Origin of the sequence: Pantoea sp. R102, assembly GCF_004916815.1 — a bacterium.
Lineage (GTDB): Bacteria > Pseudomonadota > Gammaproteobacteria > Enterobacterales > Enterobacteriaceae > Pantoea > Pantoea dispersa.
The window spans coordinates 1-16,533 of the sequence record NZ_SDFT01000113.1; the positions used below are offsets into that span (position 1 = coordinate 1).

Here is a 16,533-nt window from a genome sequence, read left to right on the forward strand (position 1 = left end):
CTGGCGGTGCATCTGCTGGCGGGGGCGTATCCGGCTGAAGAAGTCAGCCAGTGGCTGGCGGGCTGGCAGGAGTTGCAGCACGCCATTCGTGAAAAACAGGAGCGCGGTCTGATTCAGCTGGTTAATCTGGCGATCCGTCAACCGCCGTTCTGGCTGAATAACGGTGCGAAACGCTAAGGCTACGGCACCATCAATCATCAGGGAGGGAAGATGTCGTTACCGTTACCGACGCTGATGCAGGCGCAGCTCGCCAGCGTGGCAGAACGTCTGGGCCTGCCGCTGACGGCCATCACGCCGCAGCAGGCTGGCGCACTGACCTTTAGTGACTTTATCGTGGACAACCTGCAGCAGCATCCGGCGTGGTGGCAACAGCTGCAGCAGCAACCGCCGCAGCCCGAAGAGTGGCAGCACTATGCGGCCTGGCTGGCAGCGGCGCTGCAGCCGGTGGATAACGAAGCCTCCCTGATGCGCGAACTGCGCCTGTTCCGCCGTCATATGCTGGTGCGCATCGCGTGGATGCAGGCGCTGGAGCAGGCCAGCACCGGGCAGAGCCTGACGCAGCTCAGCACGCTGGCGGAAGTGCTGATTACCGCCGCGCGCGACTGGGTGTGGCAGGATTGCTGCCGCGATTTCGGTACGCCGTGCAACGCCGCCGGCGAAGCGCAGCCGATGCTGATTCTGGGTATGGGCAAGCTGGGCGGCGGTGAACTCAACTTCTCTTCCGATATTGACCTGATCTTTGCCTGGCCGGAAAACGGCGTCACCCACGGCGGCCGGCGCGAGCTCGACAACGCGCAGTTCTTTACCCGCATGGGGCAGCGGCTGATTAAGGTGCTGGATCAACCTACCGTCGATGGCTTTGTTTATCGCGTGGATATGCGCCTGCGCCCGTTCGGCGACAGCGGCCCGCTGGTGCTGAGCTTTGCCGCGCTGGAAGATTACTACCAGGAGCAGGGCCGTGACTGGGAGCGCTACGCGATGGTGAAAGCGCGCCTGATGGGCGACGATGGCGGCCACTGGAGCCAGGAGCTGCAGCAGATGTTGCGCCCGTTCGTCTATCGCCGCTACATCGATTTCAGCGTGATCCAGTCGCTGCGTAACATGAAAGGCATGATTGCCCGCGAAGTACGGCGGCGCGGCCTGAAGGACAACATCAAACTCGGCGCTGGCGGCATTCGCGAAACCGAATTCATCGTCCAGGTGTTTCAGCTGATTCGAGGTGGACGTGAGCGCTCACTTCAGCTGCGCTCGCTGCTGCCGACGCTGCAGGCCATCGGTGAGCTGGCGCTGTTAACACCGGAGCAGGTTGATCATCTGCGCGCCGCCTACCTGTTTTTACGCCGGCTGGAGAATCTGCTGCAGAGCATCAACGATGAGCAGACGCAGACGCTGCCGGAAAATCCCCTCGACCGCCAGCGCCTGGCCTGGGCGATGGGCATGGCGGACTGGGCGACGCTGCTGGCACAGCTGGAGCAGCACATGGCCGGCGTGCGCCACATTTTCGACGAGCTGATAGGCGATGATGCGCCGGATGTCGACGATCAGCCGCAGCTGGCGGAGTTCGCCAGCCTGTGGCAGGACGCGCTGGAAGAGAGCGATTTGCTGCCGGTGGTACCGCAGCTGCAGGCGGAACAGCGCCATGCGCTGTATCGGGCGCTGAATGATTTCCGTCAGGATGTCAGTCGCCGCACCATCGGTCCGCGCGGCCGGCTGGCGCTCGATCAATTAATGCCGCGCCTGCTAAGCGAAGTGTGCGCACGTGACGACGCCGATGTGGTGCTGGCACGCCTGACGCCGCTGCTGCTTGGCGTATTAACGCGCAGCACCTATCTCGAGTTGCTGACCGAGTATCACGGCGCGCTGCGCCACCTGATTCGCCTGTGTGGCGCTTCGCCGATGATTGCCAGCCAGCTGGCGCGCTATCCGCTGCTGCTGGATGAACTGCTCGATCCGGCCACGCTGTATCAGCCCACCGCCACCGACGCTTATCGTGACGAACTGCGCCAGTATCTGCTGCGCATTCCCACCGATGATGAAGAGCAGCAGCTGGAAGCGCTGCGCCAGTTCAAGCAGGCACAGCATCTGCGTATCGCCGCCGCCGACATCGCCGGAACCCTGCCGGTGATGAAAGTGAGCGATCACTTAACCTGGCTGGCGGAAGCGATCATTGAATCGGTGGTGCAGCAGGCGTGGCAGATGATGGTGCAGCGCTATGGCCGCCCTTCGCACCTCACCAGCGACAGCGAGCGCGGCTTTGCCGTGGTCGGCTACGGCAAACTGGGCGGCTGGGAACTGGGTTACAGTTCGGATCTCGATCTGGTGTTTCTGCATGACTGTCCGGACGATGCCGAAACCGACGGTGAACGCGTTATCGACGGGCGCCAGTTTTACCTGCGTCTCGCTCAGCGCGTCATGCATCTGTTCAGCACCCGCACCTCGTCCGGCATTTTGTATGAGGTGGACGCGCGCCTGCGCCCTTCTGGCGCGGCCGGCATGCTGGTCAGCACCTTTGCCGCCTTTGACGACTATCAGCGCCATGAAGCCTGGACGTGGGAACATCAGGCGCTGGTGCGCGCGCGCATCGTGTTTGGCGAACCGGCGCTGTGTGAGCGCTTCGATGCGATCCGGCGCGGTATTCTCTGCCTGCCGCGTGAAGGCGCGAAGCTGCAAACTGAAGTGCGGGAGATGCGTGAGAAAATGCGCGCGCACCTCAGTAACAAGCACAAAGGTCGCTGGGAGATTAAAACCGATGAGGGCGGTATCACTGATATTGAATTCATCGCGCAGTATCTGGTCTTAGGTTACGCCGCCAGCCAGCCGGCGCTGACGCGCTGGTCGGATAACGTGCGCATTTTCGAACTGATGGCGCGCCACGGCATCATGGCTGATGAGGAAGCGCAGGCGCTGACGCACGCTTACGTCACGCTGCGCGATGCGCTGCACCATCTGGCGCTGCAGGAACTGCCGGGTCATGTCGATCCGGCATCGTTCGCTGACGAACGCGCCGTGGTGCACGCCAGCTGGCAGCGCTGGCTGGCCGCGAGCGATGCGGATGACACGGAGCAGTGAGCCTGGCGGCTTCTATGCTATTATCCGCGCATTATTTTGACTGAACGTTGAAGTCTGGAGTCTCTGCATGAAAGTAACACTGCCCGCGTTTGGCAAGGCCGCTGTGCTGGTTGTCGGCGATGTGATGTTAGACCGCTACTGGTACGGCCCGACCAGCCGGATCTCACCGGAAGCCCCGGTGCCGGTGGTTAAAGTGGATACCATTGAAGAGCGTCCGGGCGGCGCGGCCAACGTGGCGATGAATATCGCTGCACTCGGTGCGGACTCGCGCCTTATCGGTCTGACCGGTGCAGATGACGCTGCGCGCGTGCTGCGCGAAACGCTGGCGCAGGTGAAGGTTGAGTGCGATTTCGTCGCCCTCGATAGCCATCCGACCATCACCAAACTGCGCGTGCTGTCGCGTAACCAGCAGCTGATTCGCCTCGACTTTGAAGAGGGCTTTGAGCAGGTCGATCCGCAGCCGATTCACGATCGACTGCGTCAGTCGCTGGCACAGGCGGGCGCGCTGGTGCTGTCTGATTATGCTAAAGGCGCGCTGAGCAGCGTGCAGACCATGATTCAGCTGGCGCGTGCGGCGCAGGTGCCGGTACTGATCGACCCGAAAGGCACCGATTTTGAACGCTATCGCGGCGCGACGCTGCTGACGCCCAATCTGTCCGAGTTCGAAGCGGTGGTGGGCAAGTGCAAAAGCGAAGAGGAGATTGTCAGCCGCGGTATGCAGTTGATTGCCGATTACGATCTCTCCGCGCTGCTGGTGACGCGTTCGGAAAACGGAATGACGCTGCTGCAGCCGGGCAAAGCGCCGCTGCATCTGCCCACTCAGGCGCAGGAAGTGTATGACGTGACCGGTGCCGGCGATACGGTGATCGGTGTGCTGGCCGCAGTGCTGGCTGCCGGTGAAAGTCTGGAGGATGCCTGCTTCCTCGCCAATGCTGCGGCTGGCGTGGTGGTCGGCAAGCTCGGGACTTCAACCGTCAGTACCGTGGAGCTGGAGAATGCGATCCACGCGCGGCCGGACAGTGGCTTTGGCGTGATGACCGAAGCCGAGCTAAAAGTGGCGGTGGCGCAGGCGCGCCAGCGCGGTGAGAAAGTGGTGATGACCAACGGCGTGTTCGACATTCTGCACGCCGGCCATGTCTCTTATCTGGCCAACGCGCGCAAACTGGGCGATCGTCTGATCGTGGCGGTCAACAGCGATGCTTCCACCAAACGTCTTAAGGGCGAAACCCGCCCGGTGAACCCGCAGGAAAACCGCATGATCGTGCTGGGTGCGCTGGAGGCCGTAGACTGGGTGGTACTGTTTGAAGAGGATACGCCACAGCGGCTGATTGCCGAAGTGCTGCCGGATCTGCTGGTGAAAGGCGGTGATTATAAGCCGGAAGATATCGCGGGCAGTAAAGAGGTGTGGGCCAACGGCGGTGACGTGCGCGTGCTCAACTTTGAAGACGGCATCTCCACCACCAACATCATCAAAACCATTCGCAATCAGTAAACACGTAGCCGGCGGGAGCGAACTCCCGCCGCGTAAACCTTACTGAGGCGTATCGATTTTTCCTGCCGGATCTGGCGTGATCACTGCCGGAGCCGGGGCCGCCGGACTTTCGCTCTCCAGCTTCGCCAGACGTTGCTCCAGCGCTGCCAGTTTTTCACGCGTGCGCAGCAGCACCTGGGTCTGCACGTCAAACTCTTCACGATTAACCAGATCCATGCGGGTTAACTGCGCCTGCAATACCTGACGAATTTTCTTTTCCACATCGTCGCCAAAGTCGCGAATACCTTTTGGCATCGCTTCGTGCACCTGGCGCGCCAGTTGTTCAATTTTTTTCGTGTCGATCATGGTTGTTTCCTGGTTACGGTGGCTGATAACAGCGCGTGTTCCGACTCATCAAGCATTAAGTGTAATGCCAGAAACGAAAAGGTTAAACCCGAAATCCGCAACGCATGAAGTGCAAAAGCATTTGCACTTTTGTTGATTGCCCGACCAGGTGATTGGCGCTATAGTAATTTCGCTTATTCTCAGGGCGGGGCGAAATTCCCCACCGGCGGTAAATCAGCTTCGGCTGAAAGCCCGCGAGCGCTTTCGCTGTAAAGTGAAAGGTCAGCAGATCCGGTGTAATTCCGGGGCCGACGGTTAAAGTCCGGATGGGAGAGGGTAACGACATCAGCCGGGCTGCGCCCGCGTCACGTTATTGCCATGTGTTTTCTACGCACTCCTAAGCTCGCCCTGGTTCTGGTAACTCATATTTTATTAATAAGGTTTTTTTACCATGAATCAGACGCTTCTTTCTGAATTTGGCACGCCGGAACAGCGTGTAGAACGCGCCATTGATGCGCTGCGCAACGGGCGCGGCGTGATGGTGCTGGACGATGAAAATCGCGAAAACGAAGGCGATATGATCTTCGCCGCCGAAACCATGACCGTGGAACAGATGGCGCTGAGCATTCGTCACGGCAGCGGCATTGTCTGCTTGTGCATTAACGAAGCGCGCCGCCAGCAGCTGGATCTGCCGATGATGGTAGAGAACAACACAAGCTCTTACGGCACCGGTTTCACCGTGACTATTGAAGCGGCCAGCGGCGTGACGACCGGCGTATCGGCCTCCGACCGTATTACCACCATCCGCGCGGCGATTGCCGATGACGCTAAACCGTCCGATCTGAATCGTCCCGGCCACGTATTCCCGCTGCGCGCGCGCGACGGCGGCGTGCTGGCGCGCGGCGGCCATACCGAAGCGACGCTCGATCTGGTGACGCTGGCGGGCTTCAAACCTGCGGGTGTGCTGTGCGAACTGACCAATGATGACGGCAGCATGGCGCACGCGCCGGAAGTGATTGCGTTTGCGAAGCAGCACGCCATGCCGGTGGTGACCATTGAAGACCTGGTGGCCTGGCGCCGCCAGCATGAAACCCGTCAGGCCAGCTAAGCCGACGTGAAATAAATAAGGCCGGATGTGATGCATCCGGCCTTTTTTTATGATTAACGGCTGGCGTAAAAAACGTGATTACCTATCACCACGGTACGCTGGAAGGCGTGGCGCCACGCGGGTCTGGCGCTGTGCGCATGAAAGAAGGTCGCGCCCTTTGTCACATCCGCCAGCTTACCCTCGACAATCCGCTGGGCCAGGCGCTGCGCGCGCTGCCAGCTTTTGTCATGCTGCGGCGGATGGCGATGGGGATGTTTGTGCAGAGACGTCCAGGAGAACTGTTTGGGTGCGTACACCACCGGACAGATCTCTTTGACGTCCCAGTTAGCCCGGTTCATGGTGACAGTGCCGACGGCAATCTGTCCCTTTACCGGTTCGCCGCGCGCTTCATGATAGATATTCATCGCCAGGCATAAAATGGCTCCCTGAATTAACATAACACTCCACTGCTTTCTAAGAGTCGCGTGGAGTGTAATGAGCCCGCCGTCGGGTGTTAACAAGACCCGTCTCGACTACGCCTTAACAAGCCTAACCCGTTGAGAGATAAGGCCGAAGTGGTGATGAATGAGACGAATCTCGCGTCAGCCTACCCCGCTGGTTTGCAGCAACGTCAGGCTCAGGCCCATCACCGTCATGCCGCACAGTACGCCGTAGCTGGGATTGTTATGCGGGTCGATTTCGCGCGCCAGCGGCATCAGTTCATCCACGGACAGCGCCACCATAATGCCCGCCACCGCCGCCATAATCGCCGCAATCATCACCGGTGAGACCGCCGGCCCCAGCAGCAGAAAGGCGATGATGCCACCAAGAATCTCCGCCATGCCGGACAGGCAGGCCCAGAACAGCGCTTTGGCTTTCGAGCCGGTGGCGGCGTACATCGGTCCGGCCACCGCCAGCCCTTCCGGAATATTATGGATCGCGACGGCCAGCGCGATGCCCAGCCCCAGTTCCATGTCGCTGCTGGCGGTGACAAAGGTGGCAATGCCTTCGGGAAAGTTATGCAGGCTGATACCGAGCGTCAGCAGGATCGCGGTGCGTTTCAGGTTGGTGGGGCGGCGATTGACCGCCATCAGGTCCTGCGGATGCTGGTGCGGCAGCAGGCGATCCATGGCGAAATAACCCAGTAAGCCGAGCATGAACATGCCGTAGCCAAGCACCGGCGACATCCCTTCCGCATGCAGCGCGGCGGGCAGCATCTCCATCAGGGAAATCAGCAACATGATGCCGGCGGCAAAGCCGAGCGCAAAGGCCAGTACGCGGTTCGACGGCTTTTGACCGAGCACGCCAAAAATCGCGCCGACGAAGGTGGCACCGCCAGCCAGGATGGTTAGCAGCAAAGGTACTGACATAATGGGCTCCTTAATGATAATGATTACCAGTTACAATATAGTTAACCCCATAAAATATCGAGTTATTTAGCGTAAAGTTATGTCGGCAAAATCTTGTTCAAATTTGCTGATAAACATCATCACGCTTATCAGCGTTTTTCCCCTGGCGAAAGCGCGTATCGTGACAGTCATTAACGCGATCCCGACGCCAGAGGATGAATAATGACCCGCATGCCCGCTCTGTTTCTCGGCCACGGCAGCCCGATGAACGTATTAGAAGACAACCGTTATACCCGCGTATGGCAGCAGCTGGGCGAAACCCTGCCGCGTCCGCGCGCTATTCTCGCCATCTCGGCGCACTGGTACACGCGCGGCACGGCGGTGACGGCGATGAGCAATCCGCGCACCATCCATGATTTTGGTGGCTTCCCGCAGGCGCTGTTCGACGTGCGCTATCCGGCGCCGGGTTCGCCAGCGCTGGCACAGCGCGTTATCGATCTGCTGGCGCCGGTGGCGGTGCAGGCCGATCAGCAGTGGGGCTTTGATCACGGCTCGTGGGGCGTGCTGGCGAAGATGTATCCACAAGCGGACATTCCGTTGATTCAGCTCAGCATCGATGGCACCCAGCCGGCGGCGTGGCATTTTGCGCTGGGACGTAAACTGGCGGCGCTGCGTGACGAAGGTGTGATGCTGGTGGCCAGCGGCAACGTGGTGCATAACCTGCGCATGATTCGCTGGCAGGGTGCGGAAAGCGCTTATCCGTGGGCGGAGAGCTTCAACCAGTTTGTGCGCGATAATCTGGACTATGAAGGCGAGGCGGCGCAGCATCCGCTGGTGAATTATCAGCAGCATGAAGGCGCGCAGCTGGCTAACCCGACGCCGGAGCACTATCTGCCGCTGCTGTATATTCTCGGCGCGCGAGCTGAAGGTGAGGCGGTGAGCATCCCGGTGGAAGGCATGGAGATGGGTTCGATCAGTATGCTGTCAGTGCAGGTTGGCTGACACCTGTGCCGCCCGCAGACCGGGCGGCACGTGCGTTACTCAATAAAGGTATGCGGATAGAAACGCGACAGATCCTGGGTGATCAGCGCACGATCTTCGCGCAGACCGATACCGGCAGGCTGATCGTCAATCAGCCAGCTGCCAATCAGCGTATAGCTGTCGCCAAACTTCGGCAGCGGCCAGAACTGCTGGACGATCATGCCCTCTTCGCCATAAGGGCCATCGGCGCGCGCGATTTCCTGACCGTTTTCCACGATGGTGATATTGGCACCTTCGCGGGAAAACAGCGGTTTCACCACATATTTTTCCATCTGCGGCGCGCTGGCATCATCGGCAAACCAGGCGGGCAGCAGGTTAGGATGGTTGGGGAACATCTCCCACAGCAGCGGCAGCAGCGCTTTGTTGGAGAGAATGCTTTTCCACGCCGGCTCCAGCCAGCGCACGCCGGCATCGGCCAGCTTGGTCGAGAACATCTCGCGCAGCATGAATTCCCACGGATAGAGCTTGAACAGGTTACTGATCACCTGATCGTGCTGATCGGTAAACTGACCTTTTTCGCCCAGCCCGATCTCATCAATGTAGAGAAATTCACTCGGCAGACCGGCTTCAGTGGCGCAATCCTGCAGATACTGTACCGTGGCGCGATCCTCTTCCGTATCGCGACAGCAGGCAAAGTGCAGCCAGTTAAAACCGTGCTGCTGGTGCAGCGTGGCGAAGCGCTCAATCAACTGCTCTTGCAGGCTGTTGAATTGATCGCTGCCCTGCGGCAGGTTGCCGGCGTTGAGCTGATCCTCCAGCCAGATCCACTGGAAAAACGCCGCTTCGTACAGCGAGGTTGGCGTATCGGCGTTGTTCTCCAGCAGCTTGATCTCGCCTGTGCCATCCCACGCCAGATCGAGGCGTGAATAGAGCGAGGGCTGACGCTGCTGCCAGGATTCGCGCACAAAATCCCAGGTGTGTTTCGGAATGCAGAAACGAGTGAGCAGCGCTTCGCTGTTCACCACTTTTTCTACCGCCTGCAGGCACATCTGGTGCAGTTCAGCGGTGGCCGCTTCCAGCTGTTCAATTTGCGCCAGCGTAAACTGGTAATAAGCGTCTTCGCACCAGTAGGGTTCGCCATACATGGTGTGAAACTGAAAGCCGTACTCGGTCGCCTTTTCGCGCCAGTTCGGACGTTCGCTGATAGCAATACGTTGCATGCGCGGGCTTAGCCTCCCAGCGAGCGGCTGCCGGTGCTGGTGGCACTGCTGCGCTGCATGGTGTTCTGTTTGGCTACCGTCTCACCAAAGCCGCCACGGGTGATGGTGGACGTAGTGGCCGGTTTTGGCGCCAGCGCAGTTTTCGGCACGTTTACCGTCCGGCCCGAGGTGGCCGCACCGTAGTTCTTACCGGAAGCATCAACAAACTGGCCGTTAGCCGGGCTGTTAGGGGTTTTTGGCGAGAACAGTGGCTGCTGCGCAAAGCCGGCACCGCCGCCCATCAGACGACCCATCATGTAGCCAGCCATCAGAGGCATCCAGAAGCTGCCGCTCTGCTGCGCTTCAGCGTTGTTCGCCGTGGTACCGACGCCCGCCTGTGCCGGGGTTTGCTGACACTGGTTTTCGCCGAATTCCGCGACGCAATCTTCACGCGTGGCGTATTTTGGCGCGGTGCGCTCAGCCTCTTTCAGCGCGTTGTTGTAAGCGGTGGTGCACTGAGCGCTCTGGCCCGGATTGGCTTTCGCACAATCATCGGCGTTCTGGTACATCGAAACCGTTTCATCGCTCTGTTCGCAGCCTGCCAGCATAAACACGGCGGTGACCGCCAGTGCGACCGGCGTTAAATGGCGTGCCTGCCAGCTTTTACGGAAAGCGGCATGACGAATATTTTTTGTCCGTTTCATTATCTTCATCCTGTGCCCAAAGGTGGGGCTTAGGATAGGTGATGAGTGGTGGAAAATGAAGCGGGAAGCCGGGTGGCAAGGGGATCTTTACGTTGTTATACGTTTGAATGCGAAAGGGGCCGCAAGCGGCCCCTTGAAGGCTTAATTAGCGAAAGGATTGGCGCTGTTACGTGCCGCGGCCGGACGGGCCTGAGCGGCGGCGGAAGCGGAGGTCGCTTTCGGGCCGTTATCCACGCGCGCGGCCTGCTGGCTGTTTTCCGGCGCGACCACTTCTGGCGAGGTCGTCACTTCTTTGCCCAGCGTGCTGTTCAGCTGCTGCAGATCCTGCTCGTTCAGCGTGCCCAGCGCATATTTGATGTTCAGCTGGTTGATCAGGTAGCTGTAACGCGCATTCGACAGCTGCTGTTTAGCGTTAAACAGCGTGGTGGTCGCGTCTAACACATCAACGATGGTACGCGTACCCACCTGATAACCGGCTTCCGAGGCATCTAATGAGCTCTGCGCCGAGATAACCGACTGTTTGTAAGCGTCGATGCTGCTGATCGAAGCATTCACGTTGTTGAACGAAGAACGAACGGTCTGGATCGCGCTACGGTGCGCGCCTTCCAGCTGCTCGCTGGCGGCAACAAAGTTATACTGCGCCTGTTTCACCTGCGAGGTCACTGAACCGCCGCTGTACAGAGGCAGTGAGAAGCTCAGGCCAACCTGGTTGGAGCCGGTGATCGAGTCGGTGGTACCGGCGCTCTGATTAGCGCGGCTGCCGCCGTATTTGCTGTTCGACAGACCGGTAGAAGCGGTCAGATCCAGCGTCGGCATGTGGCCGGACTCGGCGGAGCGAATCTGCTCACGCGCCAGATCCTGGCTCAAACGGGCAGACAGCAGGTTGAGGTTACGGCTCTCAGCCTGTTTCAGCAGACTGGACACCGCTTCCGGACGCGCCGTTTTGAAACGATCGATATTCAGTGACGCCAGCGACAGATAATCCATGCCGGTGATCTGACGCAGCGATTCCACCGCGTTATCCAGGTCGTTACGCGCGGTCACTTCGTTGGCCAGCACGCTGTCGTATTGTGCTCGGGCGTTCTGCACATCGGTGATAGCCACCAGACCGACGTTAAAACGCTGAGTGGTCTGATCCAGCTCGCGGTAGATCGACTGTTTCTGCGCTTCAGTGTAAGAAAGCGTATCAATGGCCTTCAGCACGTTGAAATAGGCGGTTGCGGTGTTCAGGATCAGATCCTGCTGCGCTACCTGATAAGTAACGTCCTGAATGCCGGCCGTTTTTTCCTGCAGCGTCAGCGCACGCCATTTCGACATGTCGAAAATCGTCTGTGTTAATTGCAGCGAGGCGCTGGTCGTGTTGGAATGGAGACCGCTGTTGTCGCGATAGCCGCTGTTATAGGTATAATCTGCACCCAGACCCAGCTGCGGCAGCAACGGGCTACGCGCTTCGTTAATTTTCTCAAAAGCAGCGTCGCGATCGGCGGCTGAAGCACGCAGATCCGGGTTGCTGAGGCGCGCCTGCTGGTAGACCTGCAACAGGTTTTCTGCCTGGCTGGCAAGGCTGAAACCGCCCAGGCTCAGTCCAATAAAAAGTGGGAGCAGTTTTTTCATTTGCATTCCTTGTGTTGCAGCAAATGCACAGAGAGTGTGCTGCAGGTAAGCCAAAAAATAATCGCCGATTCTACAGAGGCGGCGTCAGAGATAAGTTGGCTGAACGTGCCTTCTCCCCCTAATTTACGTAAATAATTCAGAAAGAACCACTCGGACGGAGCACAAGGGTTGGCTTTTCTTCGCTCCATCCCAATCTGCATAAGGAACCAGATGATGGCGGGTGAAAAAAAATCCCCTGTGACTTTCACAAAAAACGATGTAGAAATTATTGCACGCGATACTCGCTACGATGGTTTTTTTTCCATCGTCAGTTACCGCTTCCGCCACCGCCGTTTCAATGGCGACATGAGCGGTGAAGTGGTGCGCGAAGTTTTTGAGCGCGGACACGCTGCCGTGCTGCTACCCTATGATCCCCTGCGCGACGAAGTAGTGCTGATCGAACAGATCCGCATCCCGGCCTATGATTCCAGCGCCACGCCCTGGCTGCTGGAGATGGTGGCCGGCATTATTGAACCGGGCGAAACGCCGGAAGATGTGGTGCGTCGTGAAGCGGTCGAAGAGGCTGGCCTCAAGGTTGGCCGCGTCAAACCGATAGTGAATTACTTAGCCAGCCCCGGCGGAACCTCTGAGCGTTTGTCGGTGCTGGTGGGCGAAGTGGATGCCAGCCAGGCAGAGGGAAATCACGGGCTGGAGGAAGAGAATGAGGATATTCTTGTGCATGTGGTAAGCCGCGAACAGGCTTATCGCTGGGTGGAAGAGGGGATTATTGATAACGCGGCATCTGTCATCGCTCTGCAATGGCTGGCGTTGCACCATGAGAAACTAAGAGAAGAGTGGAAGCCAACATGAAACAGCGCTATACCCCTGATTTCCCCGAAATGATGCGTCTGTGCGAAACCAATTTCGCTCAGCTGCGCCGCCTGCTGCCGCGCAGTGACGAGGCAGGTGCGTCGGTGATGTATCAGGTGAACGGCGCCAGTTATCAGCTGACTATTGAAGAGTCGACGCGCTATACCACGCTGGTGGAGATCCGCCAGGTGGCACCCGCAGTGAGCTACTGGAGCCTGCCGTCCATGTCGGTGCGGCTCTACCATGATGCGATGGTGGCTGAAGTGTGTTCCACTCAGCAGATCTATCGCTTCAAAGCGCGCTATGATTATCCTAATAAAAAATTGCATCAGCGCGATGAAAAACATCAGATTAACCAGTTCCTTGCCGACTGGTTGCGGTACTGCCTGGCGCACGGCGCGATGGCCGTGCCGGTGTGCTGATAGCGATACCCTGAATCCGCACGGGTATATAACGCAACGATAGCGTGGAGAGAAAGGAAACGCTTTGGATAGCCTGCTAACTCTTCCTGCGGCAAATGGGTCCGATATCAGGATTTTACAAATTACGGATACCCATCTTTTCGCGGGAAAACATCAATCGCTGCTTGGAGTGAATACCTGGTCGAGTTTTGATGCGGTGCTGGACGCCATCGCGGCGCAACAGCGCGATTACGATCTGATTATCGCCACTGGCGATCTCGCCCAGGATCACACCGTCGAAGCTTATCAGCATTTTGTTGCGGGCATTGCGCGTCTGCCGAAGCCGTGCGTCTGGCTGCCGGGCAATCACGATTTTCAGCCAGCGATGGTGGATACGCTGGCACAGGCCGGCATCGCCGCGGACAAGCATGTGCTGCTCGGCGAGCACTGGCAGCTGGTGTTGCTGGACAGCCAGGTTTTTGGCGTGCCGCACGGCATGCTGAGCGACTATCAGCTGGAGTGGCTGGACCGCACGCTGCGTCAGTTCCCCGAACGCTACACGCTGGTGCTGCTGCACCATCATCCGCTGGCCTCTGGCTGTACCTGGCTTGACCAGCACAGCCTGCGCAATCCGCATCAGCTGGATGCGGTGCTGCAAAACTTCCCGCTGGCGCGTCACCTGGTGTGCGGCCACATTCATCAGGAGCTGGATCTCGACTGGCACGGCCGCCGCGTACTGGCGTCGCCTTCAACCTGCGTCCAGTTCAAACCGCACTGCACCAACTTCACCATTGATACCGTAGCGCCCGGCTGGCGCTGGCTGACGCTGCAGGCGGATGGCACGCTGCACACCGAAGTGAATCGTCTGCAGAGCGATCTGTTCCGTCCGGATCTGGATTCCGAGGGCTACTAAACCATGGCGGCGCTGATTTATCTGCACGGATTCAACAGCTCACCGCAGTCGGCTAAAGCGACGCAGTTACAGCAGTGGTGTCAGGCGCAGCATCCGCACATTGAGGTGCTGGTGCCGCAGCTGCCGACTTTTCCCGCTGAGGCTGCCGCGCTGCTTGAAGAGTTGGTGATGCAGTATGCCGGGGAACCGCTCGGGCTGGTGGGGTCATCGCTCGGTGGTTATTTTGCCACCTGGCTGTCGCAGTGTTTCATGCTGCCGGCGGTAGTGGTGAATCCGGCGGTGCGGCCATTTGAACTGCTGGTGGATTATCTGGGGGAAAACCGGAATCCCTACACCGGCCAGCAATATGTGTTAGAGTCTCGCCACATTTACGATCTGAAAGTGATGCAGATTGACCCTCTGGAAGCGCCCGATCTACTCTGGCTGCTGCAACAAACCGGCGATGAAGTGCTCGACTATCGCCAGGCGCTGGATTACTACAGCGCGTGCCGTCAGACGGTAGAAGAGGGCGGCAATCATGCCTATATCGGATTCGAACGCCATTTTGCGCAGATGATTGATTTTCTGGGACTAAATACTCCCTGATGCTGCGGGATGGGCCCATTTTCCTATTGCTAATCAGACTGTTACGATGAGCCAATCTAGCTATAATGCTGACGCCATTGAGGTTTTAACCGGCCTCGAACCGGTACGTCGCCGTCCGGGCATGTACACCGATACCACACGCCCTAACCATCTGGGCCAGGAAGTGATCGATAACAGCGTCGATGAGGCGCTGGCCGGTCACGCCAAACGCGTGGAAGTCATTCTGCACGCCGATCAGTCGCTGGAAGTGATCGATGATGGCCGTGGTATGCCCGTCGATATCCACCCGGAAGAGGGCGTGCCAGCGGTCGAACTGATTCTCTGTCGCCTGCACGCCGGCGGTAAATTCTCCAACAAAAACTACCAGTTCTCCGGCGGCCTGCACGGCGTGGGGATTTCGGTGGTCAATGCCCTGTCGAAGCGTGTGGAAGTCACGGTGCGCCGCAACGGTGAGATTTACCAGATCGCCTTCGAAAACGGCGATAAAGTGCAGGATCTGGCGGTGATTGGTACGGTAGGCAAGCGTAACACCGGCACCAGCGTTCACTTCTGGCCAGACGAAAGCTTCTTCGATAGCCCGCGCTTCTCGGTCTCCCGCCTCAAGCACCTGCTGAAAGCCAAAGCGGTGCTGTGCCCGGGCGTCGAAATTGTCTTTAAAGACAAGGTGAACGATACCGAGCAAACCTGGCTGTATCAGGATGGCCTGACGGATTACCTGAGCGAAGCGGTGAACGGCCTGCCAACGCTGCCGGAAAAACCGTTTGTCGGCAGCTTTGCCGGTGATGTGGAGGCAGTCGACTGGGCGCTGCTGTGGCTGCCGGAGGGCGGCGAGCTGCTGACCGAAAGCTACGTCAACCTGATCCCAACCATGCAGGGCGGAACGCACGTTAACGGCCTGCGTCAGGGCTTGCTCGACGCGATGCGCGAATTCTGTGAATACCGCAATATTCTGCCGCGCGGCGTGAAGCTGTCGGCGGAGGATATCTGGGATCGCTGCGCCTATGTGCTGTCGGTCAAAATGCAGGATCCGCAGTTTGCCGGACAGACCAAAGAGCGTCTCTCCTCACGCCAGTGCGCGGCGTTTGTCTCGGCGGTAGTGAAAGATGCCTTCAGCCTGTGGCTCAACCAGAACGTGCAGGCCGCCGAAATGCTGGCCGAGCTGGCGATCTCCAGCGCACAGCGCCGTATGCGCGCGGCGAAAAAGGTGGTGCGTAAAAAGCTGACCAGCGGACCGGCGCTGCCCGGCAAGCTGGCCGACTGTACCGCGCAGGATCTGAATAAAACCGAGCTGTTCCTGGTGGAAGGGGATTCTGCGGGCGGCTCCGCCAAGCAGGCGCGCGACCGTGAATATCAGGCGATCATGCCGCTGAAAGGCAAGATCCTCAACACCTGGGAAGTGTCGTCGGACGAAGTGCTGGCGTCGCAGGAAGTGCATGATATTTCGGTGGCGATCGGTATCGATCCGGACAGTGAAGATCTCAGCCAGCTGCGCTACGGCAAAATCTGTATCCTCGCGGATGCCGACTCTGACGGCCTGCACATTGCCACGCTGCTGTGCGCGCTGTTTGTGAGACACTTCCGCTCGCTGGTGCAGCAGGGCCACGTCTATGTGGCGATGCCGCCGCTGTACCGCATCGACCTCGGTAAAGAGGTGTATTACGCGCTTGATGAAGACGAAAAAGAGGGCGTTCTGGAGCAGCTGAAGCGGAAAAAAGGCAAGCCGAACGTGCAGCGCTTTAAAGGTCTGGGTGAGATGAACCCGCTGCAGCTGCGCGAAACCACGCTCGATCCCAATACCCGTCGTCTGGTGCAACTGACGGTCGACGAAGAAGACGTCGAGCAGACGTTACGGATGATGGACATGCTGCTGGCGAAGAAACGCTCGGAAGACCGCCGCAACTGGCTACAGGAAAAAGGCGACCTCGCCGACCTCGAAGTGTGATGCAAACGGGACGCTGCGGCGTCC

15 protein-coding genes and 1 riboswitch are annotated in these 16,533 nt (G+C 58.9%); of the genes, 9 read left to right on the top strand and 6 right to left on the bottom strand.

Translation table 11 applies throughout. The annotated features are described in order from the left end of the window. The first annotated feature begins 210 nt into the window (after nt 1–210). On the top strand, nt 211–3,069 hold the full coding sequence (glnE, locus tag ERD80_RS12500; RefSeq protein ID WP_058780507.1) for a bifunctional [glutamate--ammonia ligase]-adenylyl-L-tyrosine phosphorylase/[glutamate--ammonia-ligase] adenylyltransferase: 2,859 nt from the start codon (nt 211–213) through the stop codon (nt 3,067–3,069). Between the two features lie 67 nt (nt 3,070–3,136). Continuing rightward, nucleotides 3,137–4,561, top strand: coding sequence for a bifunctional D-glycero-beta-D-manno-heptose-7-phosphate kinase/D-glycero-beta-D-manno-heptose 1-phosphate adenylyltransferase HldE (hldE, locus tag ERD80_RS12505; protein WP_021509620.1), 1,425 nt, complete (start codon nt 3,137–3,139; stop codon nt 4,559–4,561). A gap of 39 nt (nt 4,562–4,600) precedes the next feature. On the opposite strand, the gene ERD80_RS12510 is transcribed toward hldE, so the two are convergent. Continuing rightward, complete coding sequence (locus tag ERD80_RS12510; protein WP_010618705.1) at nt 4,601–4,906, bottom strand: accessory factor UbiK family protein; 306 nt, start codon at nt 4,904–4,906, stop codon at nt 4,601–4,603. A 171-nt stretch (nt 4,907–5,077) separates the two neighbouring features. Continuing rightward, nucleotides 5,078–5,227: riboswitch (FMN riboswitch) on the top strand. Nucleotides 5,228–5,336: 109 nt separating this feature from the next. Here ERD80_RS12510 and ribB point away from each other — a divergent pair. Then, the gene (gene ribB / locus ERD80_RS12515; RefSeq protein ID WP_010618704.1) at nt 5,337–5,993 is read left to right on the top strand and encodes a 3,4-dihydroxy-2-butanone-4-phosphate synthase; all 657 of its coding nucleotides are present in this window, start codon (nt 5,337–5,339) and stop codon (nt 5,991–5,993) included. Between the two features lie 53 nt (nt 5,994–6,046). Here ribB and ERD80_RS12520 read toward each other — a convergent pair whose 3' ends face one another. Beyond that, nucleotides 6,047–6,430, bottom strand: a complete 384-nt coding sequence (locus ERD80_RS12520; protein WP_021509619.1) for a cell wall hydrolase — start codon at nt 6,428–6,430, stop codon at nt 6,047–6,049. A gap of 144 nt (nt 6,431–6,574) precedes the next feature. After that, complete coding sequence (zupT, locus tag ERD80_RS12525; RefSeq protein ID WP_021509618.1) at nt 6,575–7,342, bottom strand: zinc transporter ZupT; 768 nt, start codon at nt 7,340–7,342, stop codon at nt 6,575–6,577. A gap of 201 nt (nt 7,343–7,543) precedes the next feature. Here zupT and ygiD point away from each other — a divergent pair, with 201 nt between their 5' ends. Continuing rightward, nucleotides 7,544–8,323: a 4,5-DOPA dioxygenase extradiol gene (gene ygiD, locus ERD80_RS12530; protein ID WP_058771365.1), complete on the top strand. Its 780-nt coding sequence runs from the start codon at nt 7,544–7,546 to the stop codon at nt 8,321–8,323. A gap of 35 nt (nt 8,324–8,358) precedes the next feature. On the opposite strand, the gene ERD80_RS12535 is transcribed toward ygiD, so the two are convergent. The 3 genes from ERD80_RS12535 to tolC form a co-directional block, all read right to left on the bottom strand. After that, on the bottom strand, nt 8,359–9,522 hold the full coding sequence (locus ERD80_RS12535) for a glutathionylspermidine synthase family protein (protein ID WP_021509615.1): 1,164 nt from the start codon (nt 9,520–9,522) through the stop codon (nt 8,359–8,361). An 8-nt stretch (nt 9,523–9,530) separates the two neighbouring features. Next, complete coding sequence (locus tag ERD80_RS12540) at nt 9,531–10,205, bottom strand: DUF1190 family protein (RefSeq protein WP_021509614.1); 675 nt, start codon at nt 10,203–10,205, stop codon at nt 9,531–9,533. A 141-nt stretch (nt 10,206–10,346) separates the two neighbouring features. Continuing rightward, on the bottom strand, nt 10,347–11,819 hold the full coding sequence (tolC, locus tag ERD80_RS12545; RefSeq protein ID WP_058776524.1) for an outer membrane channel protein TolC: 1,473 nt from the start codon (nt 11,817–11,819) through the stop codon (nt 10,347–10,349). 213 nt (nt 11,820–12,032) lie between these two features. Here tolC and nudF point away from each other — a divergent pair, with 213 nt between their 5' ends. From nudF to parE, 5 genes are all read left to right on the top strand, one after another. After that, nucleotides 12,033–12,668 carry an ADP-ribose diphosphatase gene (gene nudF / locus ERD80_RS12555; RefSeq protein ID WP_021509612.1) on the top strand — a complete coding sequence of 212 codons (636 nt, stop codon included), beginning with the start codon at nt 12,033–12,035 and terminating at the stop codon, nt 12,666–12,668. Next, entirely contained in the window at nt 12,665–13,090 is a 426-nt protein-coding gene (locus ERD80_RS12560) for a DUF1249 family protein (protein ID WP_021509611.1), read from the top strand. The genes nudF and ERD80_RS12560 overlap by 4 nt, the downstream gene beginning before the upstream one ends. A gap of 64 nt (nt 13,091–13,154) precedes the next feature. Further along, nucleotides 13,155–13,982 carry a 3',5'-cyclic-AMP phosphodiesterase gene (cpdA, locus tag ERD80_RS12565; protein ID WP_136547119.1) on the top strand — a complete coding sequence of 276 codons (828 nt, stop codon included), beginning with the start codon at nt 13,155–13,157 and terminating at the stop codon, nt 13,980–13,982. Nucleotides 13,983–13,985: 3 nt separating this feature from the next. Further along, nucleotides 13,986–14,567: an esterase YqiA gene (gene yqiA / locus ERD80_RS12570; RefSeq protein WP_058771368.1), complete on the top strand. Its 582-nt coding sequence runs from the start codon at nt 13,986–13,988 to the stop codon at nt 14,565–14,567. A gap of 46 nt (nt 14,568–14,613) precedes the next feature. Further along, on the top strand, nt 14,614–16,509 hold the full coding sequence (gene parE, locus ERD80_RS12575) for a DNA topoisomerase IV subunit B (RefSeq protein WP_021509608.1): 1,896 nt from the start codon (nt 14,614–14,616) through the stop codon (nt 16,507–16,509). Nucleotides 16,510–16,533 lie beyond the last annotated feature (24 nt).

What these genes read in the sequence shown, in the direction of transcription:
- glnE (WP_058780507.1), top strand. Translation starts at nt 211, where the DNA reads ATGTCGTTACCGTTACCGACGCTGATGCAGGCGCAGCTCGCCAGCGTG.
- ERD80_RS12560 (WP_021509611.1), top strand. Translation starts at nt 12,665, where the DNA reads ATGAAACAGCGCTATACCCCTGATTTCCCCGAAATGATGCGTCTGTGC.
- nudF (WP_021509612.1), top strand. Translation starts at nt 12,033, where the DNA reads ATGGCGGGTGAAAAAAAATCCCCTGTGACTTTCACAAAAAACGATGTA.
- ygiD (WP_058771365.1), top strand. Translation starts at nt 7,544, where the DNA reads ATGACCCGCATGCCCGCTCTGTTTCTCGGCCACGGCAGCCCGATGAAC.
- ERD80_RS12535 (WP_021509615.1), bottom strand. Translation starts at nt 9,522, where the DNA reads ATGCAACGTATTGCTATCAGCGAACGTCCGAACTGGCGCGAAAAGGCG.
- ribB (WP_010618704.1), top strand. Translation starts at nt 5,337, where the DNA reads ATGAATCAGACGCTTCTTTCTGAATTTGGCACGCCGGAACAGCGTGTA.
- hldE (WP_021509620.1), top strand. Translation starts at nt 3,137, where the DNA reads ATGAAAGTAACACTGCCCGCGTTTGGCAAGGCCGCTGTGCTGGTTGTC.
- ERD80_RS12520 (WP_021509619.1), bottom strand. Translation starts at nt 6,430, where the DNA reads ATGTTAATTCAGGGAGCCATTTTATGCCTGGCGATGAATATCTATCAT.
- parE (WP_021509608.1), top strand. Translation starts at nt 14,614, where the DNA reads ATGAGCCAATCTAGCTATAATGCTGACGCCATTGAGGTTTTAACCGGC.
- zupT (WP_021509618.1), bottom strand. Translation starts at nt 7,342, where the DNA reads ATGTCAGTACCTTTGCTGCTAACCATCCTGGCTGGCGGTGCCACCTTC.
- ERD80_RS12510 (WP_010618705.1), bottom strand. Translation starts at nt 4,906, where the DNA reads ATGATCGACACGAAAAAAATTGAACAACTGGCGCGCCAGGTGCACGAA.
- ERD80_RS12540 (WP_021509614.1), bottom strand. Translation starts at nt 10,205, where the DNA reads ATGAAACGGACAAAAAATATTCGTCATGCCGCTTTCCGTAAAAGCTGG.
- yqiA (WP_058771368.1), top strand. Translation starts at nt 13,986, where the DNA reads ATGGCGGCGCTGATTTATCTGCACGGATTCAACAGCTCACCGCAGTCG.
- tolC (WP_058776524.1), bottom strand. Translation starts at nt 11,819, where the DNA reads ATGAAAAAACTGCTCCCACTTTTTATTGGACTGAGCCTGGGCGGTTTC.